Below are 23137 nucleotides of genomic sequence, written 5' to 3'. Positions count from 1 at the left end.
AATCGAACTCGCCGACAGGCGGGTAACGATCGAGGAAGTTCCCGAGGAAGTTCCCACCGGAGCTCCCTCCGCCAGGCTCAACCGCTTAGGAGTGTCCTGCCCATGGCTACCGATCAGGGACCCTCCCCCAGCCTCCGGCCGGGGGTACCCCCAACCGCCTCCACCGCCGCTCCGGTCGTCACTGTCGCCGGTCCTCGCGTCCACCGGGCGGAGGAGGTGCTCACTCCGGAGGCGATCGCCTTCGTCGTCGGCCTCCATCGCGCCTTCGAAGGCCGTCGGCAGGAGCTCCTGGCCCGGAGGAAGGCCCGCCGTGCCGAGATCGCGGCGACCGGCACGCTGGACTTCCTCCCCGAGACCGCGGACGTCCGCGCCGGGGACTGGAAGGTCGCCGAAGCCCCCCGCGCCCTCCAGGACCGCCGGGTCGAGATCACCGGCCCCACCGACCGCAAGATGGTCATCAACGCCCTCAACTCCGGGGCGAAGGTCTGGCTCGCCGACTTCGAGGACGCCACCTCCCCGACCTGGGAGAACGTGGTCAGCGGCCAGATCAACCTGATCGACGCCTTCGAGGGCCGGATCGACTTCACCACCGCCGCCGGCAAGGCGTACACCCTCAAGCCCGCCGCCGAACTCGCCACCGTCGTGGTCCGCCCGCGCGGCTGGCACCTGGACGAGAGCCACCTGCTGGTCGACGGCAACCCGGTGGCCGGCGCCTTCCTCGACTTCGGCCTCTACTTCTTCCACAACGCCGCCCGGCTGCTCGCCAGGGGTGCCGAGGACCCCAACTCCGGGCCGTACTTCTACTTGCCGAAGACCGAGAGCCACCTGGAGGCCCGGCTCTGGAACGACGTGTTCACCCACGCCCAGGCCGCACTCGGCATCCCGTACGGCACCATCCGCGCCACCGTCCTGATCGAGACCATCACCGCCGCCTTCGAGATGGACGAGATCCTCCACGAGCTGCGCGACCACGCGGCCGGCCTCAACGCCGGACGCTGGGACTACCTGTTCTCGATCGTCAAGAACTTCCGCGACGCCGGCGAGCACTACATCCTGCCGGACCGCAACAGCGTGACCATGGCCTCGCCGTTCATGGCCGCCTACACCCGCCTGCTGGTGCAGACCTGCCACAAGCGCGGCGCCCACGCCATCGGCGGGATGGCCGCTTTCATCCCCAGCCGCAAGGACCCCGAGGTCAACGCGGCCGCGCTGGAGAAGGTCAAGGCCGACAAGGACCGCGAGGCCGGCAACGGCTTCGACGGCTCCTGGGTCGCCCACCCGGACCTGGTTCCGGTCGCCCGGGCCTCCTTCGACGCCGTCCTCGGCGAGCGGCCCCACCAGAAGGACAACCCCGGCCCGACCGAGCCGGTCACCGCCGCCCAACTGCTCGACATCGCCGGCGCCGGCGGCACCTGCACGCGCGCGGGGCTGCACAACGCCGTCCAGGTCGGCCTGCGCTACATCGAGGCCTGGCTGCGCGGGCTCGGTGCGGTCGCCATCTTCAACATGATGGAGGACGCCGCCACCGCCGAGATCTCCCGCTCGCAGATCTGGCAGTGGATCCACAACGGGGTCGTGCTGTCCGACACCGGCGAGAAGGCCACCGCCGAGCTGGTCCGCACCCTGGTCGCCGCGGAGCTGGCCGACCTCCTCGCCGAGCTGGGCGAGGAGACCTACCGCGCCGGCCGCTGGCGCGAGGCCGCCCGCCTCTTCGAACAGGTCGCCCTGGCCGAGGAGTTCGCGGACTTCCTGACCCTCCCCGCGCTTCCCCTGTTGGGCTGAGCCCAATCTATCCGCCGGCGCCACCGCTGCCGCCTGCCAGGACGTAGCACTCCGGCGGTCCGTTACTCCGTTCCGTACGGCGACGAATCCACCTGTCCTCTCGTCGCCGTGCGGAACGGTCTTTTCCCCCCGAGGAGTTCACCCCGTGCCCCGCATCTTCTTCAACGGCCAGGCGATGGTCGGCGGTCCCTTCCACGCCAAGGTCGCCGACGCACTGATCGGCCCCGCCAGGACCGCCCCCGGCTACCGCTTCTTCTCCATCGACCACAGCGGCGGCACGGATGTCTGCCCCGGGCTGCTGCCCGACCCGACCGTCGACACCGCCATCGAGGGCGAGCTGTACGACATCAGCCTGGAGCGGTTGCGGGACGACGTCCTGCCCGGCGAGCCGCGCGAGCTGGAGCTGGGCGTGATCACGCTGGAGGACGGCTCCGCGTGCTTCTCCATGCTGCTCGCCCGGGGCGAGGCCGAGCGCGGGGTGCACCGCGAGATCACCCACCACGGCGGCTGGCGCGCCTACCTGGCGACGCTCGGGCGGACGGCCTGACAGTGGTCAACAGCTGACGGCCGACGGCCGACGGCTGACGGCCGACAACCGACAGCGAACAGATGACAGATGACAACTTTCATCATCTGTTATCCGTTCGCTGTTGTCTGTTATCTGTCACCTGTCATCCGTCACCCGCCGACCCGGAACGCGCTGCGGCCCCGAACCCTCGCCGTGGGTTCGGGGCCGCAGTCCGTGAGCCCTTCCGGGCCCGCGGAGTCCGGGTGCGCACCGTCCCTGGGCGCTCCCGGAGTCCGGAGGGGTCGTCAGACCGGTCGGGCCGCCAGTTCGCGGGCGGCGCGGGCGCAGTCGCGCGCGATCCGGTCCTCGTTGACCGTGGTGAGCTGACCCTTCTCGACCACCGCGTTGCCGTTGACGAACAGCACCGACAGCGGCGGCAGCGCGCCGAAGGTGAGCGCGGCGACCGGGTCGGCGATCGAGGAGTGCAGGACCCCGTCGATCTTCCACAGCGCCAGGTCGGCGAGCTTGCCGACCTCGATCGAACCGATCTCGTTCTGCCGGCCGAGCACCCGGGCGCCGCCCATGGTGCCCAGGCGCAGCGCCTGGCGCCCGGTCAGGGCGGTGGGGGAGCCGTGCAGCCTGTTGATCAGCAGGGCGTTGCGCAGCTCGGTGCCGAGTTCGCCGGACTCGTTGGAGGCGGTGCCGTCCACGCCGAGGCCGACCGGGACGCCGGCCCGGAGCATGTCGGGCACCCGGGCGATGCCGGCGGCCAGGCGGGCGTTGGAGGACGGGCAGTGGGCGACGCCGGTGCCGGTCTCGGCGAACTTGGCGATGTCGGAGTCGTTCATGTGGACGCAGTGCGCCATCCAGACGTCCTCGCCGAGCCAGCCCACCGACTCGAAGTAGTCGGTCGGGCCCATGCCGAACAGCTCCTTGCAGAACTGCTCCTCCTCGGCCGTCTCCGAGCCGTGGGTGTGCAGCCGTACGCCCTTGCGGCGGGCGAGTTCGGCGGACTGGCGGAGCAGGTCGGTGGAGACGGAGAACGGCGAGCAGGGCGCGATGGCGACGTGCAGCATCGAGCCGAAGGAGGAGTCGTGGTACGTGTCCACGGCGGCCTCGGAGGCGGCCAGGATGTCGTCCAGCTCCTCGACCGCGTGGTCCGGGGGCAGGCCGCCGTCCTTCTTGCTGCGGTCCATCGAGCCGCGCAGCGCGGTGAAGCGCAGGCCGAGCTCCTGGACGGCCTCGATGGAGGCGCCGAGGACGTCGCCGCCGTCCTTGGGGAAGACGTAGTGGTGGTCCGAGGCGGTGGTGCAGCCGGACTTGAGGAGGGCGGCGGCGGAGCCCTGGCTGGCGGCGTGGACGAGCCTCTCGTCGATCCGGGCCCAGGTCGGGTAGAGGGCGACGAGCCAGTCGAACAGGATGTTGTCCTGGGCGAGGCCGCGGGTGATCCACTGGTAGAAGTGGTGGTGGGTGTTGACCAGTCCGGGGGTGATCAGGTGGCCCTCGCCGTTGATCCGGCGCACCACGTTGTCCAGCCAGGCCGGGGCGGGGCCGTCGCCGACCGATTCGATCGTGTTGCCGAGGATGACGACGTGGCCGCGGGCGTACTCGGTGTCGTCGGCGTCGACGGTGGCGATCGCGACGTTCTCGATCACGATCCGCTGGTCTGCGGGCGGGGGCTGGACTGCCATGGTGTCACTCCTATGGGGGAGGGCCGGGAGGGGCGCGCGTCGGGCGGTGTGCGGGCGGCGCGCCCCTCCGGACCGGTCAGGACGGTGTCGCCGTCGGCACCGTCGCGCCGGAGCCCTGGCCGGATCTGGACCGGCGGGTGGTTCCGACGTGGTGGAAGAGCAGGTTGAGCAGGACGGCCATCACGCAGCCGGCCGAGATCCCCGAGTGCATCAGGGTCCGGACGGCCTCCGGGAAGGGGTCGTAGAAGGTCGGCGCGGCGATCGGGATGATGCCGACGCCGAGCGAGACCGACACCAGGATGGTGTGGGAGCTGGACTCCATGCCGGCCTCCGCGAGGGTGCGGATGCCGCTCGCCGCGACCGTGCCGAAGAGCACGATCCCGGCGCCGCCGAGGACGGGTTGCGGCACCAGGGAGACGACCGAGCCCAGCACGGGGAACAGCCCCAGCAGGACCAGGATGCCTCCGCCGGCCGCGACCACGAACCGGCTGCGGATCTTCGTCAGCGCCACCAGCCCGATGTTCTGGGCGAAGGCGCTGGCGGCGAAGCCGTTGAAGACCGGGCTGATCGCGGTGGCCAGGCCGTCGGCGCGCAGGCCGGCGGCGAGGGTGGGCTCGTCGGCCTCGCGGTCGACGATCTTGCCGAGCGCGAGCATGTCGGCGGTGGACTCGGTCATCGAGACCACCATGACGATGCAGAGCGAGACGATCGCGGCCGCGTCGAACATCGGCGCGCCGAAGTGGAACGGGGAGGGGAGCGCGAAGACCTTCGCGTCCCGGACCGCGCCGAAGTCGGCCAGCCCCAGCGGGAGGGCGATCAGGGTGCCGAGCGCCAGGCCGACGAGCAGGGACAGCTGCTGCCAGAAGCCGCGCAGCAGCCGGTTGCAGAGCACCACCGCGACGAGGGTGATCGCGGCGAGGCCGATGGCCCGCATGGAGCCGTACCCGGGGGCGCTCGGCGAGCCGCCGCGCGCCCAGTTGACCGCCACCGGGAGCAGGGACACCCCGATGAGGGTGATCACGGTGCCCTGGACGACCGGGGGGAAGAACCGGATGAGCTTGCAGAAGTACGGCGCCGCGAGGAAGCACAGGAGCCCCGCGACGATCACCGCTCCGAAGATCACCGGGAGGGCGTCCTTCGGTCCGTGCTCCTTGGCGATGGCGATCATGGGCGCGACCCCCGCGAAGGAGACGCCGTTCACGAACGGCAGTCGCGCGCCGATCTTCCAGACGCCGAGGGTCTGGAGGAGGGTGGCCAGTCCGGCGGTGAACAGGCTGGCCGAGATGAGGAGGGCGAGTTCGGCGGGCGAGAGCCCGACTCCGGCGCCGACGATGAGCGGGGGTGCGACGACTCCCGCGTACATCGCGGCGACGTGCTGGAGTCCGGTGGAGACCAGCTTCACCGGGGGCAGCAACTCGTCCACGGGGTGGATCCCCGGCCCGGACTCCTTGCCGGGGAGGCTGGTGGACGTGTCCGGGCCAGGGGGTCTTGCAGGGGTGGAACCGCCGTCTGTACTGCTGGTGTTGCTGGGTGCCATGTCGAGCCCCTCTTGTGCCCGTGGCTCCCGGCGCGCCCGCGGCGCTGGAGACCCCCGAGGACGGGACGGCGGAGCAAGGATCCCTCGGGGTGCTTCTCCAGTGCCCCGGGCCGGCCGCCGCGAGGCAGGCACGAACTCCGGTGGGTGGGGGTGGAGAAACGGATGGTGCGGGTGGCGAAACAGGTGGCGCACGTGGTGCGGGTCCTGCGGGTGGACCGGCCCGCCCGGACTCGACCGGCCCGTGCGGGCCGGAGGGTGCGGCGATTCCGGGCGGAGTCCACGGTCGCGGGGGAGGTCAGGCGACCGGGATGACCGGTACGACGCCCTCGCGGTGCACGGTGCCCTCGATCAGGCCGTACATGCGGTCCGCGGCGTAGTAGACCTCGTTGTCGTTCTTGAGACCGAAGGGCTCCAGGTCGACCAGGAAGTGGTGCTTGTTGGGCAGTTCGAGGCGGACCTCGTCCACCTCGGCGCGGTTGTTGAGGACCCGGGTGCCCATTGCGTGCAGGGTCTGCTGCAGCGAGTAGGAGTAGGTCTCGGCGAAGGCCTCCAGCAGGTGGCGCTTGACGTGGGCGTAGGAGCGGTTCCAGTTGGGCTGGGCCTCGCCGTCCCGGCCGCTGTAGCCGTACTTCCACCGGGCGGTCACCTGGGTGGCGAGGATGCGGTCGTACGCCTCCTGCAGGGTGGTGTACTTGTCCTTGATGTAGCCCCAGAACTCCGAGTTGGTGGAGTTCATCACGATGAGGTCCTTCAGGCCGGAGATGACCTGGACGGTCTCACCGTCGTAGACGACCTCGGTGGTGCGGGTCTCCTGGCCGTTGCGGACGAAGGAGTGGCCGACCTCCTCCGAGCCGATGAAGCGGGCCGAGTTGTCCGGCGTCTTGATCCGGTCCCAGGCGTACTCCTCGATCCGGATCCTGGCGCTGTGCACGACGCCGCGCTCGGTGTCGTCGACGAAGTGGCGGGCCAGGACGATGCCGAAGGCCTCGGCCGACTCGATGCCGTACTCCTTGGCGAAGGCGTAGACGGTGTTCTTGGTGGTGTCGGTGGGGAGGCAGTTGGCGTTGGACCCGGTGAGGTGGACGTCCTCGAACTCACCCTGGAGGGAGACCGAGACGTTCAGGTCCTTGATCTCGTGCCGGGTGGAGTCGCGGTAGATCCGGACGATGCGGTTCTCCGCCTTGCCGTACTGGTTCTGACCGAGCACGTGGGCCATGACGTGGCTCCTAGAGCTTCCAGGTCGGTCTACTAGCTTCCGCGGTAGACCGAGTATCCGAACGGGTTGAGCAGCAACGGCACGTGGTAGTGGTGCTGTTCGGGCGCGACCGTGAAGACGATCGAGACCTCGGGGAAGAACGGCGGCTCGGAGGACTTGAGCGCGTAGTACGCGCCGGTGTCGAAGAGCAGCCGGACGACCGAGCCCGCCTCCACGGCCGGCAGGTCCTTGACCCGGCCGTCGGAGTCCGTGGCGGAGGTGCCGAGCACCTGCCAGCCACCCTCGGTGTGCAGTGCGAGCTCGACGGGGACGCCTTCGGCCGGCCGGCCGAGGCTGGTGTCGAGCACGTGGGTGGAGATGCCAGTCATGGGCGAGGTGACCTTACTGATGGCAGAGTTGATGGTGCGTCAGATGCGTGCGCCGGATGCGTGCGCCAGATGCACCGGAACGGTGCACCCGCCGAACACCCCTGACTGTACGTCAGGAGCCGCCGATCAGACGGTCGAGGCGGATGTCGTTGATCTTGCGCAGCTCCTCGCGGACGATCTCCGCCTCGGTGGCGGCGTCGTTGGGGTGGCGCTCGCGCAGGGCGGTGAGCATGCCGACGGCGGTGCGGCCGGTGGCGCAGATCAGGAACACGTGGCCGAACTTCGCTTCGTAGGCGGCGTTGGCCTGGTGCAGTTCGTCGAGGACCGCTTGGTCCACGCCCTGGATCCCGGCCTGCTCGCGCTCGGAGGTGGCGTCGCCCGCCTTGGGCTTGCCGATCCGGGCGTGGCCGGCCATCGCGTCGCGCAGGTCGTCGGCCGTGAGCGAGGCCATGGCCGCCGCGTTGGCGGCGAGCAGGCTCTCGCGGTCGGACCAGGGCCGGGCCTTCGCGACGGCGGCGGCCCAGCGGGGGCTGGAGCATACCTCCAGCAGGATCTCCTGCAGCTCCGCGGCGTCGGCCGCGGCCAGGGCGTCAAGGGTGTGGGGGTGGTTGGTCACGAGTGGACCTCCTGAAGAGTGGTGCCACCCGGAAAAGCTAGATCGACCCCACCCGGCCGTCAACACTTTGTTGAACGGTTGGTGGTTACGTTTTGAACCGGCCCGCGATGCCGGGGCCTTTCGTGTGCGATTCGCCAAGTGTGCCCCGCCGCGGGCCGATCCAGACTGGCCGTACCGACGGGGTCACCCGTCCGGAAGCCCCCGGTCGGGGCTCCCGCCTGCGGGAACGGTGCCGCCCGGGGCGGTTCTCAGGAGGACTTCGAGCCGTCCTGGCGGTTCAGGTAGTTGTACACCGTGAACCGGCTGACGCCCAGGGCCGAGGCGACCGTCTCGACGCCGTGGCGGACGGTGAAGGCGCCGCGCTCCTCCAGGAGGGCGACGACCCGCTGCTTCTCCAGCCGGTCGAGCTCGGCCAGCGGGCGGCCGTCGAACTGGCGGGCCATCTCGGCCAGCAGCCGGTCCAGCGCACTGTTCAGGTGCGGCAGTCGGACGGCCAGGGCCGGGGTGCCCTCCCACTCCAGGACGACGTCCTCGGCCTTCGCCTCGTCCAGCGGGACGGGCGTCGCGCCGACCGCGTCCAGCAGCGGCTTCATCGCCGCGGCGAGCGGGTGCTCCACGTGCTCGGTCACGGCGTACCGACCTCCTCGTCCAGGACGCTGACCTGGACCGAGATCCGGGTCGCGCCGGCGTCCAGGGTCTCCCGGAGCAGTCTGGTCACCGCGGCGAGGACCTGGTCGGCCTCGCCCTCGGCGCCGGTCCCGAAGGGGCCGACCGACACGGCCAGGCCGGCCTCGTCGACGGCCTTGCGGGCCGCCGCGGCGTGCTCCGGGAACGTGTCCAGTTCGAACGGTTCTGTCGTGAACTCCACCATCAATCGCACGAGCTCACTGTAGCGAGCGGGGGTGCGGGCAGGCAGGGGCTGGGTGATCGAACAGCCGGAACGGGGGAGGTGGCGGCCTGCCGAGGTGTCTTCAACAAAATGTTGCGACTCCCTTGACACTCGCTTCGCCGTCCGGAGATGCTTCCACCACACAGAATCCCTCTTCCGGATCGTGGAAGTTGCGGATGACGGAAGAGAGATGAGAGGTGATTGACGTGACGGCCGCTGCCAAGCACCACTTCACGGTCAACCTGTCGATCCTGTTCGGCGAGCTGCCCCTGCTGGAGCGCCCTGCCGCGGCCGCCGCGGCCGGCTTCACCGCAGCCGAGCTGTGGTGGCCCTTCGGCGAGGAGCACGCCCCCTCGCAGGCCGATCAGGACGCGCTCCGCAAGGCGTTCACCGACGCCGGAGTGCGGCTCACCGGTCTCAACTACCTGGACGACCTGAGCAAGGGCGCCCGCGGCACCGTCTCGGTGCCGTCCGAGCGGGAGCGCTTCCGGGCCAACGTCCCGGTCGCCGCGCAGCTCGCCGGCTCGCTCGGCGCCAAGGCGCTCAACGCGCTGTACGGCAACCGGGTCGAGGGCGTCGAGGCGGCCGAGCAGGACGCGCTCGCGCTGGAGAACCTCGTGCTCGCCGCGAAGGCCGCGCACGAGATCGGCGCGATCCTGCTGATCGAGGCCCTGAACGGGGCGGAGTCCCCGGACTACCCGCTGGTCACGGCCGCTGCTGCGGTCGAGGTGGTCGACAAGGTCAACGCCGCCACCGGGCTGGGCAACGCCCGGTTCCTGTGCGACCTGTACCACCTGGCCAAGAACGGCGAGGACCTGGCCCAGGTCATCGACACCTACGCCGACCGCATCGGCCACGTGCAGATCGCCGACAACCCGGGCCGCAACGAGCCCGGCACCGGCGGCCTCGACTTCGAGGACCTGTTCGCCCGGCTCACCGCCGCCGGCTACACCGGCCCGATCGGCCTGGAGTACCGCCCCTCCACCGGCGTCAGCGCCGACAGCTTCGGGTGGCTGCCGCGCGAGCTGCGCGCCGCCGAGTAGTCGACCGAGCGCCCCGAGTACCCGGAGCGCCCGGAGCCTCCCCACCCCACGAACCACGTAAGGAACGACGCGATGAGCCGCAAGATCGCCTTCATCGGCCTCGGCATCATGGGCAGCCCGATGGCCGCCAACCTGGTCAAGGCCGGCCACCACGTCACCGGCTTCAACCTCACCCAGCCGCAGATCGACGCCCTGGTCGCGGCCGGCGGCCACGGTGCCACCAGCATCGCGGACGCGGTGAAGGACGCCGAGGTCGTCATCACCATGGTCCCGGCCGACCCGCACGTCGAGCAGGTCATCCTGGGCGAGGGCGGCGTGCTGGAGAACGTCCGGCCCGGCACGCTGGTGATCGACATGTCCTCGATCACCCCGCAGACCTCGATCAAGGTCGAGGCGGCCGCCAAGGAGAAGGGCGTCCGCACCCTGGACGCCCCGGTGTCCGGCGGCGAGGCCGGCGCCATCGAGGCCGTCCTGTCGATCATGGTCGGCGGCGCCGCCGAGGACTTCGCCGAGGCCAAGCCGCTGTTCGACGTGCTGGGCACCACGGTCGTCCACGTCGGCCCGTCCGGCGCCGGCCAGACCGTCAAGGCCGCCAACCAGCTGATCGTCGCCGTCAACATCCAGGTGCTCGCCGAGGCCGTGGTGTTCCTGGAGAACGCCGGCGTCGACCTGCAGGCCGCGCTGGACGTGCTCGGCGGCGGCCTGGCCGGCTCGACCGTGCTCAACCGCAAGAAGGCGAACATGCTCGACCGCGAGTTCGCCCCCGGCTTCCGGATCGACCTGCACCACAAGGACATGGGCATCGTCACCGACGCCGCCCGCGCCGTGGGCGCCGCGCTGCCGGTCGGCGCCGTGGTGGCCCAGCTGGTCGCCTCCGCCCGCGCCAACGGCGACGGCTCGCTCGACCACTCGGCGCTGCTGCGCGGCGTCGAGCGGCTCTCCGGCCGCGAGGTCAAGTAACACCCCCCGGCAACATCCGCGGGGGCTCCGCACCGGAGCCCCCGCCCCCAAGCTCCCCTGGCGGCGTGTACCCATCCGGTCGTGCCCGCGCCGCCAGGGGGTCGTACCCGACCGGCGCGCGGGCCGGGGCTCATCCGCCCGCCCGCCGGTCGATCCAGCCGGTGATGCGTACACCCTCCCTGGGGGCACTTCGGTCGTGCCTGACGCGTCGCCAGGCCCCCTCCCCGCCGAGGGGAGCCCCTCGTACGTCGGAAGCGGGACGAGGGGAACGGCGGGGAGGGGGCGCACCCCCGAATCCCCGGGGCCGAGCGGGTCGCACCGCCGGACCCCCTGGGCCCATGCTGGACGCACGTCGCAGTACCACCGCCAGACCCGTACGGAAGCGAGGACGCACCATGCCCCCCATCCCCCACCAGGGCCATGTGGTCGTCGCCCCCGACAAGTTCAAGGGCACCCTGGAAGGTGCCGAGGTGGCAGCCCGGATCGCCGCCGGCATCCGGCGCGCGGCCCCCGGCACCGAGGTGCGCGAACTGCCCGTCGCCGACGGCGGCGAGGGCACCCTGGCCGCCGCGCTCGCGGCCGGCTTCGACCGGGTCGCGGCCAAGGTGGCTGGTCCCACCGGTCTGCCGGTGGCCGCGGCGCTCGCCGTGCGGGGCGACACCGCCGTGGTCGAGCTGGCGCAGGCCTCCGGGTTGGCCCGGCTGCCCGGCGGCCGGACCGCCCCGCTCGCGGCCGGGTCCTACGGGGTCGGCCAGCTGATCGCCCGGGCAGTCGCGCTCGGCGCCAAGCGGATCGTGCTCGGCCTCGGCGGCAGCGCCTGTACGGACGGCGGCGCGGGCATGGTACAGGCGCTCGGAGTGCGCCTGCGCGACGCCGACGGCGCCGACCTCCCGCCCGGCGGGGCCGCGTTGCGCCGGCTCGCGGAGATCGACCCGGGCCCGCTGGCCGACGCGCTGGGCGGGGTGGAGATCGTGGTCGCCTGCGACGTGGACAACCCGCTGCTCGGGCCGCGCGGCGCCACCGCCGTGTACGGCCCGCAGAAGGGCGCCGACGGCGACGACCTGGTGGTCCTGGAGGAAGGGCTGACCCGCTTCGCCGACCTGGTCGCCGAGGCCACCGGGCGGGACGTGCGGGAGGCCCCCGGCGCCGGGGCCGCGGGCGGGGTGGGCTTCGCCGCCCTCGCCCTGCTCGGCGCCACCATGCGACCCGGCATCGAGCTGCTGCTCGATCTGCTGGGCTTCGACGGGGCCGTGCGTGGGGCACGCCTCGTCGTGACCGGCGAGGGCTGCCTGGACGCACAGACGCTCCACGGCAAGGCCCCCGCCGGAGTTGCCGCGGCGGCCGCCCGGGCGGGGGTTCGGGTGGCCGCCGTGGCAGGCCGGTTGGAGCTCTCCGAGCCCGAGTGGCGGGCCGCCGGCTTCGCCGCGGCGGTCGCGCTGACCGACCTGGCCGAGCAGCCGGGGGACAGCATGACCAGGGCCGCCGAGCTGGCCGAGCTCGCGGGGGAGAAGCTGGCCGGCGAGCTGCTGGCGCGTTGAACCGGGCTGTCCTCGCGCCGAACCGACTCGCCGGCGCGACGAACCCTCGTACGTTCCTCCATTGACGTTTTGTTGAAGGCAGGCCTAGGCTCCCCGCAATCCCCCGCCTCCGCCTGTCCGGCACCACCCTTCGGCACCATCCCCGGTGCACACCCGAACCGCCCTCGATCCACTCTCGAAGCACCCTCGAACCAGCCCCGACTCCCAGGTTCCGGAGGTCCCCCATGCCTTTCAGCCAGCCGACGGTGATCCGCTCCCGGCGGGTGGTCCTGTCCGACGGCGAGCGCCCCGCGGACGTGCTGATCCGGGACGGGAAGATCGTGCAGGTCGTCGCGCACGGCTCGCTCACGGTCGGCGACCGCGAACTCGCCGACCTCGGCGACACCGCGCTGCTGCCCGGCCTGGTCGACACCCACGTGCACGTCAACGAGCCCGGCCGCACCGAGTGGGAGGGCTTCGCCACCGCCACCCGGGCCGCCGCGGCCGGCGGCGTCACCACCGTCATCGACATGCCGCTCAACTCGATCCCGCCCACCACCACGGTGGAGGGACTGCTGGCCAAGCGGAAGACCGCCGAAGGCCAGGCCTGGGTCGACCTCGGCTTCTGGGGCGGCGCCGTCCCCGGCAACGTTGCGGACCTCGAACCGCTGCACCGCGAGGGCGTGTTCGGCTTCAAGAGCTTCCTCGCCCCCTCCGGTGTCGACGAGTTCCCGCACGTCGAGGCCGCCGACCTGGAAGCCGCACTGGCCGAACAGGCCCGGCTCGGAGCACTGGCGATCATCCACGCCGAGGACCCGGCCGTCCTCGCTGCCGCCCCGCAGCAACCAGGCGTCCACTACCGGGACTTCCTGGCCTCCCGGCCCGCCGACGCGGAGACCGCGGCCGTCGCCCACCTGCTGGACACGGCCCGGCGCACCGGCGCCCGGGTCCACATCCTGCACGTCTCCTCCGCCGCCGTCCTGCCGCTGCTGCGCCAGGCCCGCGCGGACGGCGTCCGGGTCACGGCCGAGACCTGCCCGCACTACCTGACTCTCGCGGCCGAACAGGTGCCCGACGGCGACACCGCCTTCAAGTGCTGCCCGCCGATCCGCGACGAGTCCAACCGGGACGCGCTCTGGGAGGCCCTGGCGAACGGCGAGTTCATCGCCGTCGTCTCCGACCACTCGCCGTCCACCCCCGACCTCAAGCTGCTGCCCGAGTACGGCGGCAACGGCGACTTCGCGGCCGCCTGGGGCGGCATCGCCTCACTGCAGCTCGGCCTGCCGGCGGTCTGGACCGAGGCCCGCCGCCGCGGCCACACCCTGGCCGACCTGGTGCGCTGGATGTCCTCCGGCCCGGCCGAACTGGCCGGCCTCACCGGCCTCAAGGGCGCCATCGCCCCGGGCCACGACGCCGACCTGGTCGCCTTCGATCCCGACGGCGAATTCTCCGTCCACGCGGGGGAGTTGCACCACCGCAACCCGGTGACCCCGTACGCGGGACGGAGGTTGACCGGCACCGTGCGCACCACCTGGCTGCGCGGCCGCGCGGTGGACACCGACGCCGAGCCCTTCGGCCGCCAGCTCACCCGGCCGGCCGACTCGCCTTCCGGCTCCGCTTCCTGAGCCGGTTCCGCTTCCTGAGCCGGCTCCGTTTCCTGAGCCGACACGACTGACCGAGCCGACACGACTGACCGAGCCGACGCGGCTTTCCGAGCCGTCACCGCGTCCCGAGTCGACACCGCTTCCCGAACCGCCACCGTCTTCCGAGGAGAGTCAGTGACCACTGCCGACACCCCGAGCGCTCCCTTCACCGAGCTGGTCAACCTGGCCTCCCGACCGCTCGGCGCGGGCGTCGTCGCGACCAACGAGGACACCTTCGCGGACGCCGAGAACCTGCTGGTCGCCAAGGCGGCCGAGTTCCGCCCGCACACCTTCGGCCACAAGGGCCAGATCATGGACGGCTGGGAGTCCAAGCGCCGCCGCGGCGTCTCCGCCGAGCAGCCGCACCCCACCGACCAGGACCACGACTGGGCGATCGTCCGGCTCGGCGCCGCCGGCCTGATCCGCGGCGTGATCGTGGACACCGCCCACTTCACCGGGAACTACCCGGAGTCCGCCTCCGTCGAGGCCGCGTCCGTACCCGGCCACCCCTCGCCCGAGGAACTGCAGGCCGCCGAGTGGACCACGATCGTGCCGCGCACCCCGCTGCGGGGCGACACCGCCCACGAGTTCGCCGTCGAGGACACCACCCGCTACACCCACGTCCGGCTGAACATCTTCCCGGACGGCGGCGTCGCCCGGCTGCGCGTGCACGGCGAGGTGCTGCCCGACCCGCGCGAACTGGACGGCCTCACCTTCGACCTGGCCGCCCAGGAGTACGGCGGTGTGGCCGAGGCGGCGTCCGACCGCTACTTCTCCTCCCCGCACAACCTGAACGCTCCCGGTCGCGCCTCCGTCATGGGCGAGGGCTGGGAGACCCGGCGTCGGCGCGACAAGGCCAACGACTGGGTGCAGATCGCCCTGGCCGGGGGCGGTGAGGCCCTGGCCGTCGAGGTGGACACCACCCACTTCGTCGCCAATGCCCCCGGCTGGGCCGACCTGATCGGCTTCGACGCCTCGACCGGGGCCGACCCGGCCGACGGCGAGTGGTTCGAGATCCTGCCCCGCACCCGCCTGCAGCCCGACACCCGGCACCGCTTCCGGCTCGCTGCCGGCCGCCCGGTGACCCACGTACGGATCAACGTCTACCCGGACGGCGGGCTCGCCCGCCTCCGGATCACCGGCCGCCTCACCGAGGCCGGCCGGGCGGCCCTCGCGCTGCGCTGGTTCAACGCCGTCCCGGCCGCCGAGGCCGCCGCGGCCCTCACCGGGGCCGGGCTGACCGCCGACGAGGCCGCAGGGCTGACCGCCGCCCGCCCGCTCGCCGACCCGGTCGCGGCCGCCGCCGCCGTCGCGGAGCTCCGGCCGGCCGACGGCCCCGACGGCGAGCACTCCTCCCGCCGCCGCTCGGCGGTCTGGCGCCTGCTCGGCGTCTAACCCGTCCTGCCCCGGTGGCCGCCCGCCCCGGCAGCCGGGTCCGTGCGGGCGGCCGGGCCCGCCCGCCCGGCCCCACCGGGCCCCGCCCACCGCACCCTCCACGCACCGCCCTTATCGACACCTGAAGGACCCTCCATGTCCAAGATCCTGACCACGGAGTCCGGCGCCCCGATCGCCGACAACCAGAACTCGGCCTCGGTCGGCGAGTACGGCCCGCTGCTGATCCAGGACCAGCAGCTGCTGGAGAAGCTGGCCCGGTTCAACCGCGAGCGCATCCCGGAGCGCGTCGTGCACGCCCGCGGCTCCGGCGCGTACGGCTACTTCGAGGTCACCGACGAGGTGTCGCAGTACACCCGGGCGGCCTTCCTGTCCGAGGTCGGCAAGCGCACCGAGGTCTTCCTGCGCTTCTCCACCGTGGCCGGCAACCTGGGCTCCAACGACGCGGTGCGCGACCCGCGCGGCTTCGCGCTGAAGTTCTACACCGAAGAGGGCAACTACGACCTCGTCGGCAACAACACCCCGGTGTTCTTCATCAAGGACCCGATCAAGTTCCCCGACTTCATCCACTCGCAGAAGCGCGACCCGTACACCGGCGTGCAGGAGGCGGACAACGTCTGGGACTTCTGGGCCCACTCGCCCGCCTCCACCCACCAGATCACCTGGCTGTTCGGCGACCGCGGCATCCCCGCCTCGTACCGCCACATGAACGGCTACGGCTCACACACCTACCAGTGGGTCAGCGCCAACGGCGACGCCTACTGGGTGAAGTACCACTTCAAGACCAACCAGGGCATCCGCAGCCTGGACGGCGACCAGGCCGCCGAGGTGGTCGGCGCCGACGCCGACTCGCACCAGCGTGACCTCCACCAGGCCATCGAGCGCGGGGTGTTCCCCTCCTGGACCCTCTACGTCCAGCTGATGCCGGTCGCCGAGGCCGCGGACTACCGCTTCAACCCCTTCGACCTCACCAAGGTGTGGCCGCACGCCGACTACCCGCTGGTCAAGGTCGGCCGCCTGGTGCTCAACCGGAACCCGGAGAACGTCTTCGCCGAGGTCGAGCAGTCCGCGTTCTCGCCGAACAACTTCGTGCCCGGCATCGGCCCCTCCCCGGACAAGATGCTCCAGGGCAGGCTCTTCGCCTACGCGGACGCCCAGCGCTACCGCCTCGGCGTCAACCACACCCAGCTGCCGGTGAACGCCCCGCGCGCCACCGAGGCCGCCAACTACGGCCGGGACGGCCTGATGGCCGCCAACGCCGCCGGCCGCGCCAAGAACTACGAGCCCAACTCGTACGACGGCCCGGCCCAGACCGACAACGCTCTCGCCGCGCCCGTCAAGGTGCAGGGGCACACCGGCACCTACACCACGCCGGCCCACACCAAGGACGACGACTTCTTCCAGGCCGGCGAGCTCTACCGGCTGATGTCGGCCGGGGAGAAGACCCGCCTGATCGACAACATCGCGGGCTTCCTGGCCCAGGTGACGCGCGACGACATCGTGGAGAAGAACCTCGCCCACTTCCACGCCGCGGACGAGGAGTACGGCGCCCGTCTGGCGGCGGCCGTCGCCAAGCTGCGCGCGGTCGACGAGGGCTGACCGGGCGTCACCGGATCCGACCCTCCATCGGTACCACCACCCACCACGGCCGCCGGGCCCGCACCCGGTGACCGTACGGCCGGCCTCTCCCCCCAGGGCAGTGGGGGAGGGGCCGGTCGTTCTTCTCCCGCCGTGATTTCCTGCCGTGATTTCCTGCCGGGTCCTCCCGCCGGGTCCTCCCGCCGTTCCTCCGCAGGTCGACCGGAGGTTGCTCCACGGAATGTTCACGGATATGTACGGACAGCAGTCACCGTCGCCGCCGGGTCGATAGGCTGGTCCGTGCCCGCGGTCGCTCCGTGGGGGGACATCGGAAGGGGACGACATGTCGACACCAGCCCCGGGTCGTCACGCCGCGCTTGACCAGGGCCAGACCGGCCCGATCACCTCCCTGCAGCACGCCCTCAGACTGCTGGAGGCGGTCGACCGCCACCCCGACGGCGCCACCCTGGTGGGCCTCGCGCGGGAGACCTCCCTCGGGCTGCCGACCGTGCGGCGGCTCGCGGAGGTCCTGGAGATCGAAGGCTACCTCCAGTGCCAGGACGGCGGTTGGGTCCTCGGCGGCACCTTCGCTCTGCTCGGCCAGCACAACCGGGAGCTGCTGGTGAAGGCCCGGCTCGACCGCAAACTCGCCGAACTCCGGGACGAGTTGGGCGCCGCGGTCTACTTCACCCGGTACCACGACGGCGAGTTGTCGGTGGAGGCCGTCTCGGCGGCCGACTACGCGCCGGCCGTCCAGGAGTGGGTCGACTTCCGGGCCACCGCGCACGCCAGCGCGATCGGCAAGTGCCTGCTCGGCCAGCTGGACGCGGACGCCCGGCGTGACCACCTCTCCCGGCACCCGGTCGCCCGGCTCACCTCCCGCACCGTCACCGACGCCGACCAGCTGATGCACCGGTTGGAGCGGCAGCCGGCCACGGTGCCGGTGCTGGACATCCAGGAGTACGCGCTGGGCACGGTGTGCGCGGCGGTGCCGATCACGGCGGGCAGCACGGTGGGCTGCCTGGCGACCTCGATGCCGGTGGGCAACATCCACAAGCTGAAGGCCGCGGCCGAGCTGCTGGCGGCCCGGGCGGCGCCGCTGATGCTGGCGATGGCGGTCTGAGCCGTCCGCCCGAGGGGCCCCGCCGGACGTGAGGCGTCCGGCGGGGCCCGCGTGTTTCCGCGGCCCTCTCCCGGTGCGTCTCCCGGCGGGCGTCACTTATTAGACTCGATGTCGATAAGAGTCGCCGAAACCCTTGTCCCCGCCGCTACCCGCGAGTACGTTTCCCTGAGCCGAGCCGCCGCCCCCAGGTCAGGAGGCCTGCCATGCCCCGCCCCACCCCCGTCCCCGCGCTCGCCGCCCCCGCCGCGCGCGTGCACGACAGCCTCGTCCTGGAGCCCCGGGACGTCCGCTTCGACTGGGCCCAGCTGCCGCTGCACTGGGTGCCGGACGAGCCGATGGCCACCCACATCCTCAACGTGCTGCACCTCCTCCTCCCCGAGGGCGAGCGCTGGTTCGTCAAGGTATTCAAGGAGGCCGTGCCGCTCATCCGGGACGAGCAACTGCGCGACGAGGTCCTCGGGTTCATCGGCCAGGAGGCCATCCACGCCGAGGCGCACCAGGAGGTCCTGGACCACCTGCTCGGCCAGGGGCTCGACCCGCGGCCGTACGTGCGCCAGGTCGCCTGGGTCTTCCAGCGGGTGCTCGGGGACCGGCCCGGGCTGACCCCCGCGAAGCGGCGCGAGGCCCTGATCGAGCGGGTCGCGGCCATCGCGGCGATCGAGCACTTCACCGCCTTCCTCGGCAACTGGGCCCTCAACTCCCCGGGGCTGGACCGTGCCCAGGCCGACCCGACGATGCTCGACCTGCTGCGCTGGCACGGCGCCGAAGAAGTCGAGCACCGCAGCGTCGCCTTCGACCTGCTGGTCCACCTCGACCCGGGGTACGCCCGCCGGGTGCGGACCATGGCCATGGCCGGCCCGTTGCTGGTCCACCTCTGGGTGCGCGGCGTGCGCTTCCTGCTGGCCGCCGACCCGACCCTCCGCGGGCGGCTGCGCCCGAGCTGGCGCGAGGCGTACCGGATCACCCGGCGCGGTCTGCTGCCCTCCCCGGTCAAGTCGCTCCGCTCCGGCCTGCGCTACCTGCGCCCCGGCTACCACCCCACCCAGGAGGGCTCCTCCAGCCAGGCGCTCGGCTACCTCGCCTCCTCGCCCGCCGCTCGTGCGGCCGCCGGGCGCTGACAGGTTTCAGCCGACAGCTTTCAGCCGACAGCTTTCAGATGACAGCTTTCAGCGAACAGATGACGTCATCTGTCAGCTGTCATCTGTTACTCGTCGTCTGTTCGCCCGCCCCCTCCCACCCAAGGACCCCGCCCGGATGGACCTGCTCACCCCGCCCCCCGACCTCTACGGCCGCCCGCGCGCGGACCGCTTCCTGCGCCGCCTCACCGCGCTGCAGGACCGCTACGTCCAGGCCCTCGGCGGCCCGCTGCTGCGCCGCAACCCCCGCCGCCCGCTCAGCCGCCCCCTCCCGCCGCTGCAGCTGGTCGTCACCGCGCGCCGCGAACTCGCCGCCGACGTCGTCGAGTTGCAACTCGCCGACCCGTCCGGCGGCCCGCTGCCGGCCTGGCAGCCCGGCGCCCACCTGCGCCTCGCCCTGCCCTCCGGCCGGGAACGCCACTACTCCCTCACCGGCGACCCGGCCGACCGCGCCGGCTACCGCATCGCCGTCCGGCGGCTGCCCGAGGGCGGCGGCGGGTCCGTCGAGATCCACGACACCCTGCACCCCGGCGTCCGCCTCACCGCCCGCCGCCCGCGCAACGGCTTCGCCTTCTGCGCCGAGCCCGCCGTCCTCCTGCTGGCCGGCGGCATCGGCATCACTCCGCTGCTCCCGATGGCCCGCGAGGCACAACGGCACGGCCTGGACTGGCGCCTGGTGCACGTCGGCCGCAGCGCCGACACCCTCCCGTACGCGGACGAGCTGCGCGCGCTTGACCCGCACCGCGTGGTGCTGCGCACCGACGACGAGCACGGCGGCGTCCCCGCCGGCGCCGAACTGCTCGCCCACGCCCCGCGCGGCGCCGCCGTCTACTGCTGCGGCCCCGCCCCCATGCTCGCCGCCGTGCAGCGGGCCCTGGACGGATCCCCGGCCGCCGCCCTGCACTTCGAGCGCTTCGGCGCCGCCCCGATCACCGACGGCGAGCCCTTCACCGTCCGCCTCGGCACCGACGGCCCCACCCTGGACGTGCCCGCCGACCGCTCCGCCCTGGACGTGCTGCGCGAGGCGCGCCCCGATCTCCCGTACTCCTGCCACCAGGGCTTCTGCGGCACCTGCGAGGTCCGTGTGCTGGCCGGCTCGCCCGACCACCGGGACCGCCGGCTCACCTCCGAGCAGCGCGCCGCCGGCTCCCTGCTGCCCTGTGTCTCCCGTGCCGCCGAGGGCGAGACCCTCGTACTCGACCTCTAGACCCCGACGTCTGGACCCGACGTCTGGACCCGACGTCTGGACCAGACGTCTGGACCAGACGTCTGGACCTCGACCTCTGGAAGGAGCCCTCCATGCCCCGGACGGCGACAGCGACCCCCGCCTTCCGCTACACCGAGCGCGACCTCGTCCGCTTCCGCGAGACCCAGCAACTCGCGTACCACTGCGCCGAACAGGTCGCCGCCTGGATCGAGCCCGGCGTCACCGAGCGGCAGACCACCGCCGAGCTGCGCCGCCGCTTGGTCGCCGCCGGGGTGCAGGACTTCTTCCACGTCCCCTTCGCCTGGTTCGGCGACCGGACGGCCTTCCGGCACTTCCACACCCCGCTGCAGTTCTTCGCCGGCAACCGCCGCCTGGAGGAGGGCATGCCGTACGTGCTGGACTGCGCGCCCGTCGTGGACGGCTACACCGCCGACATCGGCTACGGCGGCAAGGTCGGCGAGAACCGGGTCTGGGACCGCCTCGCCGCCGACCTCCGGGTCTACCGCGAGCTAATCCTCGCCGAGGTGCGCGCCCGCAAGCCGCTGAACGAGGTGTACGCGGCCGTGGATGCGCAGCTCGCCGCGCACGGCTACGACAATCGCCACCAGGTCTACCCGGGCCGGGTGATCGGCCACCAGGTCACCCGCACCGTCACCCGCGGACCGGCCGGGGTCAACGTCTTCGGCTTCGGCGTGCGCACCCTGCAGACCCTCGGCCGCGAGCTCGTCTCCGAGCGCCTGCACGGCCGTTCACCGCTCTGGGCGGACGGCCGGTCGTCCCGTCACGCGCCCACCCCGGGCCTGTGGGCGGTCGAGCCGCACATCGGCTTCCGGGGGGTGGGCATCAAGTTCGAGGAACTGCTGGTGGTGACCGAGGACGGCGCCTACTGGCTCGACGACGACCTGCCGCACGTCCGCCGCTGGACCGCGACCGCGACCGCGACCACCGAGCAGGCAACCACCCCGCCCACCGCCGATCCCACCGCCGAGCCCACGGCCGAACCCGCCGCCGAGCCGACCGCCCAGGAGGCCACCCGATGACGACCCCGCCCCGCCGCCGGACCGTCCACTCCGGCGGCCTGCCGCTCGCCGTCTTCGAGCAGGGCGACCCGGCCGCCCCCACCGTCCTGCTCGTCCACGGCTACCCCGACACCCACGCCGTCTGGGACGACATCGCTGCTGACCTCGCCCGCGACCACCACGTGGTCCGCTACGACGTGCGCGGCGCCGGCGAGTCCGGCGTCCCCGCCGACCGCGACGGCTACCGGCTGGAGCGGTTGGCCGAGGACCTGCTGGCCGTCGCCGACGCGGTCAGCCCGGACCGCCCGGTCCACCTGGTCGCCCACGACTGGGGCTCGATCCAGTCCTGGGAGGCCGTCACCACCCCCGGCGCCGAGCAGCGGATCGCCTCGTACACCACGATGTCCGGTCCCAGCCTGGACCACATGGGGTTCTGGCTGCGTCACCGGCTGCGCCGCCCCACCCCGCGCCACCTCGGGCAGCTGCTCCACCAGGGCCTGCACTCCTGGTACATCACCGCCTTCCACCTGCCCTACCTCGCCCCCGGCGTCTGGCGCCTGGGCCTCGCCCGGGCCTGGCCGCGGGTGCTGCGCGACCTGGAGCACGTCACCCCGCGTGCCGACCACCCGCAGCGCAGCCTGCGCCGCGACGCGGTCCGCGGCATCGAGCTGTACCGGGCCAACTTCCGCCCCATCATGGGCAGTCCGCGGGCGCGGACGACGCAGGTGCCGGTCCAGCTGATCACCCTCACCCGGGACCGCTACGTCGGCAGCTACCTCTCCGAGGGCCTGGAGCGCTGGGTGCCCGAGCTGACCCGCAGGACGCTGCACGCCGGCCACTGGTCGGCGCTGCTGGAGAAGGGGGCCACCGTGGCCCGCATGGTCCGCGAGTTCACCGCCCGCAACGAACCCGCCCGCAACGAACCCGGGCGCGCGGGCGCCACCGAAGGCGCAGCCGACGCCGTCCGCCCCGCCCTGGACGACGGCCGACTGGTGGTCGTCACCGGCGGCGGCAGCGGCATCGGCCGGGCCACCGCGCTCGCCTTCGCCGAGGAGGGCGCCCGGGTGGTGGTCTGCGACCTCGACCTCGCGGCCGCCGAGCGCACCGCCGAACTCGCCTCGCTGATCGGCCCGCAGGCGCACGCCTACCGGGTGGACGTCTCCGACGGCGCCGCGATGGACGCGTTCGCGCAGACCGTCGCCGCCGAGCACGGGGTGCCCGACGTGCTGGTCAACAACGCGGGCATCGGCCACTCCGGGACGTTCCTGCAGACCACCGAGAAGGAGTGGCAGCGCGTCCTGGACGTCAACCTCTGGGGCGTGATCCACGGTTGCCGCGCCTTCGGCGCGCTGATGGCCGACCGCGGTGAGGGCGGCCACATCGTCAACGTCTCCTCCGCCGCCGCCTACCTGCCCTCCAAGGCGCTCACCGCCTACGCCACCAGCAAGGCGGCGGTGTTCATGCTCTCCGACTGCCTGCGCGCCGAGTTCGTCGGCCATGGCATCGGCGTCTCCACCATCTGCCCCGGCATCGTCAACACCAACATCACCCGCACCTCGACCTTCTCCGCCACCACCGCCGACGAGCAGGCCGCCAAGCAGGCCCGCGCCGCCAAGCTCTACGCCCGCCGCGGCTTCCCCCCGGAGAAGGTCGCCGCCGCGATCGTCTCCGCCGTCCGCACCGGCAAGCCCGTCGTCCCGGTCACTCCCGAGGCCAAGGCCGCCCGCTTCCTCTCCCGCCTCAGCCCCGCCCTGTTGCGCCTCGCCGCCCGCCTCAACGTCACCTGACCCGGCGCGGCAACCCGGCGCGGCAACCTGACGCGGAAAGCCGGTGCGGCTGTCGGCGGGCAGCAGGAAGCCCCGGGCGGCCCGTGCAGGCCGCCCGGGGCCACCGAAGCCGGCGCCGAGCGATC

The 23137-nt window shown here is 72.5% G+C and carries 20 protein-coding genes; 13 read left to right on the top strand and 7 right to left on the bottom strand.

Annotated elements, in window-relative coordinates:
* The first annotated feature begins 102 nt into the window (after positions 1–102).
* Positions 103–1782 (top strand): malate synthase A, encoded by a 1680-nt coding sequence (gene aceB / locus CRP52_RS05210; protein WP_097235311.1) that lies wholly within the window; start codon positions 103–105, stop codon positions 1780–1782.
* Positions 1783–1927: 145 nt separating this feature from the next.
* Positions 1928–2329 carry an allophanate hydrolase-related protein gene (locus CRP52_RS05205; RefSeq protein ID WP_097235310.1) on the top strand — a complete coding sequence of 134 codons (402 nt, stop codon included), beginning with the start codon at positions 1928–1930 and terminating at the stop codon, positions 2327–2329.
* A 266-nt stretch (positions 2330–2595) separates the two neighbouring features.
* Here CRP52_RS05205 and CRP52_RS05200 read toward each other — a convergent pair whose 3' ends face one another.
* The 7 genes from CRP52_RS05200 to CRP52_RS05170 form a co-directional block, all read right to left on the bottom strand.
* Positions 2596–3981 carry an 8-oxoguanine deaminase gene (locus tag CRP52_RS05200; protein ID WP_097235309.1) on the bottom strand — a complete coding sequence of 462 codons (1386 nt, stop codon included), beginning with the start codon at positions 3979–3981 and terminating at the stop codon, positions 2596–2598.
* A 76-nt stretch (positions 3982–4057) separates the two neighbouring features.
* Positions 4058–5518, bottom strand: coding sequence for a nucleobase:cation symporter-2 family protein (locus CRP52_RS05195; protein WP_097235308.1), 1461 nt, complete (start codon positions 5516–5518; stop codon positions 4058–4060).
* Between the two features lie 295 nt (positions 5519–5813).
* Positions 5814–6734, bottom strand: a complete 921-nt coding sequence (gene pucL, locus CRP52_RS05190) for a factor-independent urate hydroxylase (protein ID WP_097235307.1) — start codon at positions 6732–6734, stop codon at positions 5814–5816.
* A gap of 32 nt (positions 6735–6766) precedes the next feature.
* Positions 6767–7102 carry a hydroxyisourate hydrolase gene (gene uraH / locus CRP52_RS05185; protein ID WP_097235306.1) on the bottom strand — a complete coding sequence of 112 codons (336 nt, stop codon included), beginning with the start codon at positions 7100–7102 and terminating at the stop codon, positions 6767–6769.
* 112 nt (positions 7103–7214) lie between these two features.
* Positions 7215–7718: a 2-oxo-4-hydroxy-4-carboxy-5-ureidoimidazoline decarboxylase gene (gene uraD, locus CRP52_RS05180; RefSeq protein ID WP_097235305.1), complete on the bottom strand. Its 504-nt coding sequence runs from the start codon at positions 7716–7718 to the stop codon at positions 7215–7217.
* A 248-nt stretch (positions 7719–7966) separates the two neighbouring features.
* Entirely contained in the window at positions 7967–8347 is a 381-nt protein-coding gene (locus CRP52_RS05175; RefSeq protein ID WP_097235304.1) for a helix-turn-helix domain-containing protein, read from the bottom strand.
* The gene (locus CRP52_RS05170) at positions 8344–8589 is read right to left on the bottom strand and encodes a thiamine-binding protein (RefSeq protein WP_097235303.1); all 246 of its coding nucleotides are present in this window, start codon (positions 8587–8589) and stop codon (positions 8344–8346) included. Before CRP52_RS05170 ends, CRP52_RS05175 begins: the two co-directional genes overlap by 4 nt.
* A 215-nt stretch (positions 8590–8804) precedes the next feature.
* Here CRP52_RS05170 and CRP52_RS05165 point away from each other — a divergent pair, with 215 nt between their 5' ends.
* The 11 genes from CRP52_RS05165 (at position 8805) to CRP52_RS05115 (ending at position 23012) form a co-directional block, all read left to right on the top strand.
* On the top strand, positions 8805–9650 hold the full coding sequence (locus CRP52_RS05165; protein WP_097235302.1) for a TIM barrel protein: 846 nt from the start codon (positions 8805–8807) through the stop codon (positions 9648–9650).
* A gap of 72 nt (positions 9651–9722) precedes the next feature.
* Complete coding sequence (locus CRP52_RS05160) at positions 9723–10610, top strand: 2-hydroxy-3-oxopropionate reductase (RefSeq protein WP_097235301.1); 888 nt, start codon at positions 9723–9725, stop codon at positions 10608–10610.
* A gap of 395 nt (positions 10611–11005) precedes the next feature.
* Positions 11006–12148 (top strand): glycerate kinase, encoded by a 1143-nt coding sequence (locus CRP52_RS05155; protein WP_257032297.1) that lies wholly within the window; start codon positions 11006–11008, stop codon positions 12146–12148.
* A 224-nt stretch (positions 12149–12372) separates the two neighbouring features.
* Positions 12373–13752, top strand: a complete 1380-nt coding sequence (gene allB / locus CRP52_RS05150) for an allantoinase AllB (protein WP_097235299.1) — start codon at positions 12373–12375, stop codon at positions 13750–13752.
* Positions 13753–13905: 153 nt separating this feature from the next.
* On the top strand, positions 13906–15165 hold the full coding sequence (gene alc, locus CRP52_RS05145; RefSeq protein WP_097235298.1) for an allantoicase: 1260 nt from the start codon (positions 13906–13908) through the stop codon (positions 15163–15165).
* Between the two features lie 135 nt (positions 15166–15300).
* Complete coding sequence (locus tag CRP52_RS05140; RefSeq protein WP_097235297.1) at positions 15301–16761, top strand: catalase; 1461 nt, start codon at positions 15301–15303, stop codon at positions 16759–16761.
* A gap of 322 nt (positions 16762–17083) precedes the next feature.
* Positions 17084–17863 carry an IclR family transcriptional regulator gene (locus tag CRP52_RS05135; RefSeq protein WP_097235296.1) on the top strand — a complete coding sequence of 260 codons (780 nt, stop codon included), beginning with the start codon at positions 17084–17086 and terminating at the stop codon, positions 17861–17863.
* A 203-nt stretch (positions 17864–18066) separates the two neighbouring features.
* A complete protein-coding gene (locus tag CRP52_RS05130; protein ID WP_097235295.1) occupies positions 18067–18981 on the top strand; it encodes a metal-dependent hydrolase in 915 nt (304 codons plus the stop codon).
* A 136-nt stretch (positions 18982–19117) separates the two neighbouring features.
* The gene (locus CRP52_RS05125) at positions 19118–20206 is read left to right on the top strand and encodes a PDR/VanB family oxidoreductase (protein ID WP_097235294.1); all 1089 of its coding nucleotides are present in this window, start codon (positions 19118–19120) and stop codon (positions 20204–20206) included.
* Positions 20207–20298: 92 nt separating this feature from the next.
* Positions 20299–21246, top strand: a complete 948-nt coding sequence (locus CRP52_RS05120) for a M24 family metallopeptidase (protein ID WP_257032296.1) — start codon at positions 20299–20301, stop codon at positions 21244–21246.
* Complete coding sequence (locus CRP52_RS05115; RefSeq protein WP_097235293.1) at positions 21243–23012, top strand: SDR family oxidoreductase; 1770 nt, start codon at positions 21243–21245, stop codon at positions 23010–23012. The genes CRP52_RS05120 and CRP52_RS05115 overlap by 4 nt, the downstream gene beginning before the upstream one ends.
* Positions 23013–23137 lie beyond the last annotated feature (125 nt).

Origin of the sequence: Streptomyces sp. 1331.2 (assembly GCF_900199205.1) — a bacterium.
In the GTDB taxonomy this organism is placed as follows: domain Bacteria; phylum Actinomycetota; class Actinomycetes; order Streptomycetales; family Streptomycetaceae; genus Kitasatospora.
Note: the sequence above shows the minus strand (reverse complement) of the source record. Positions and strands in the feature narration are given on the sequence as shown.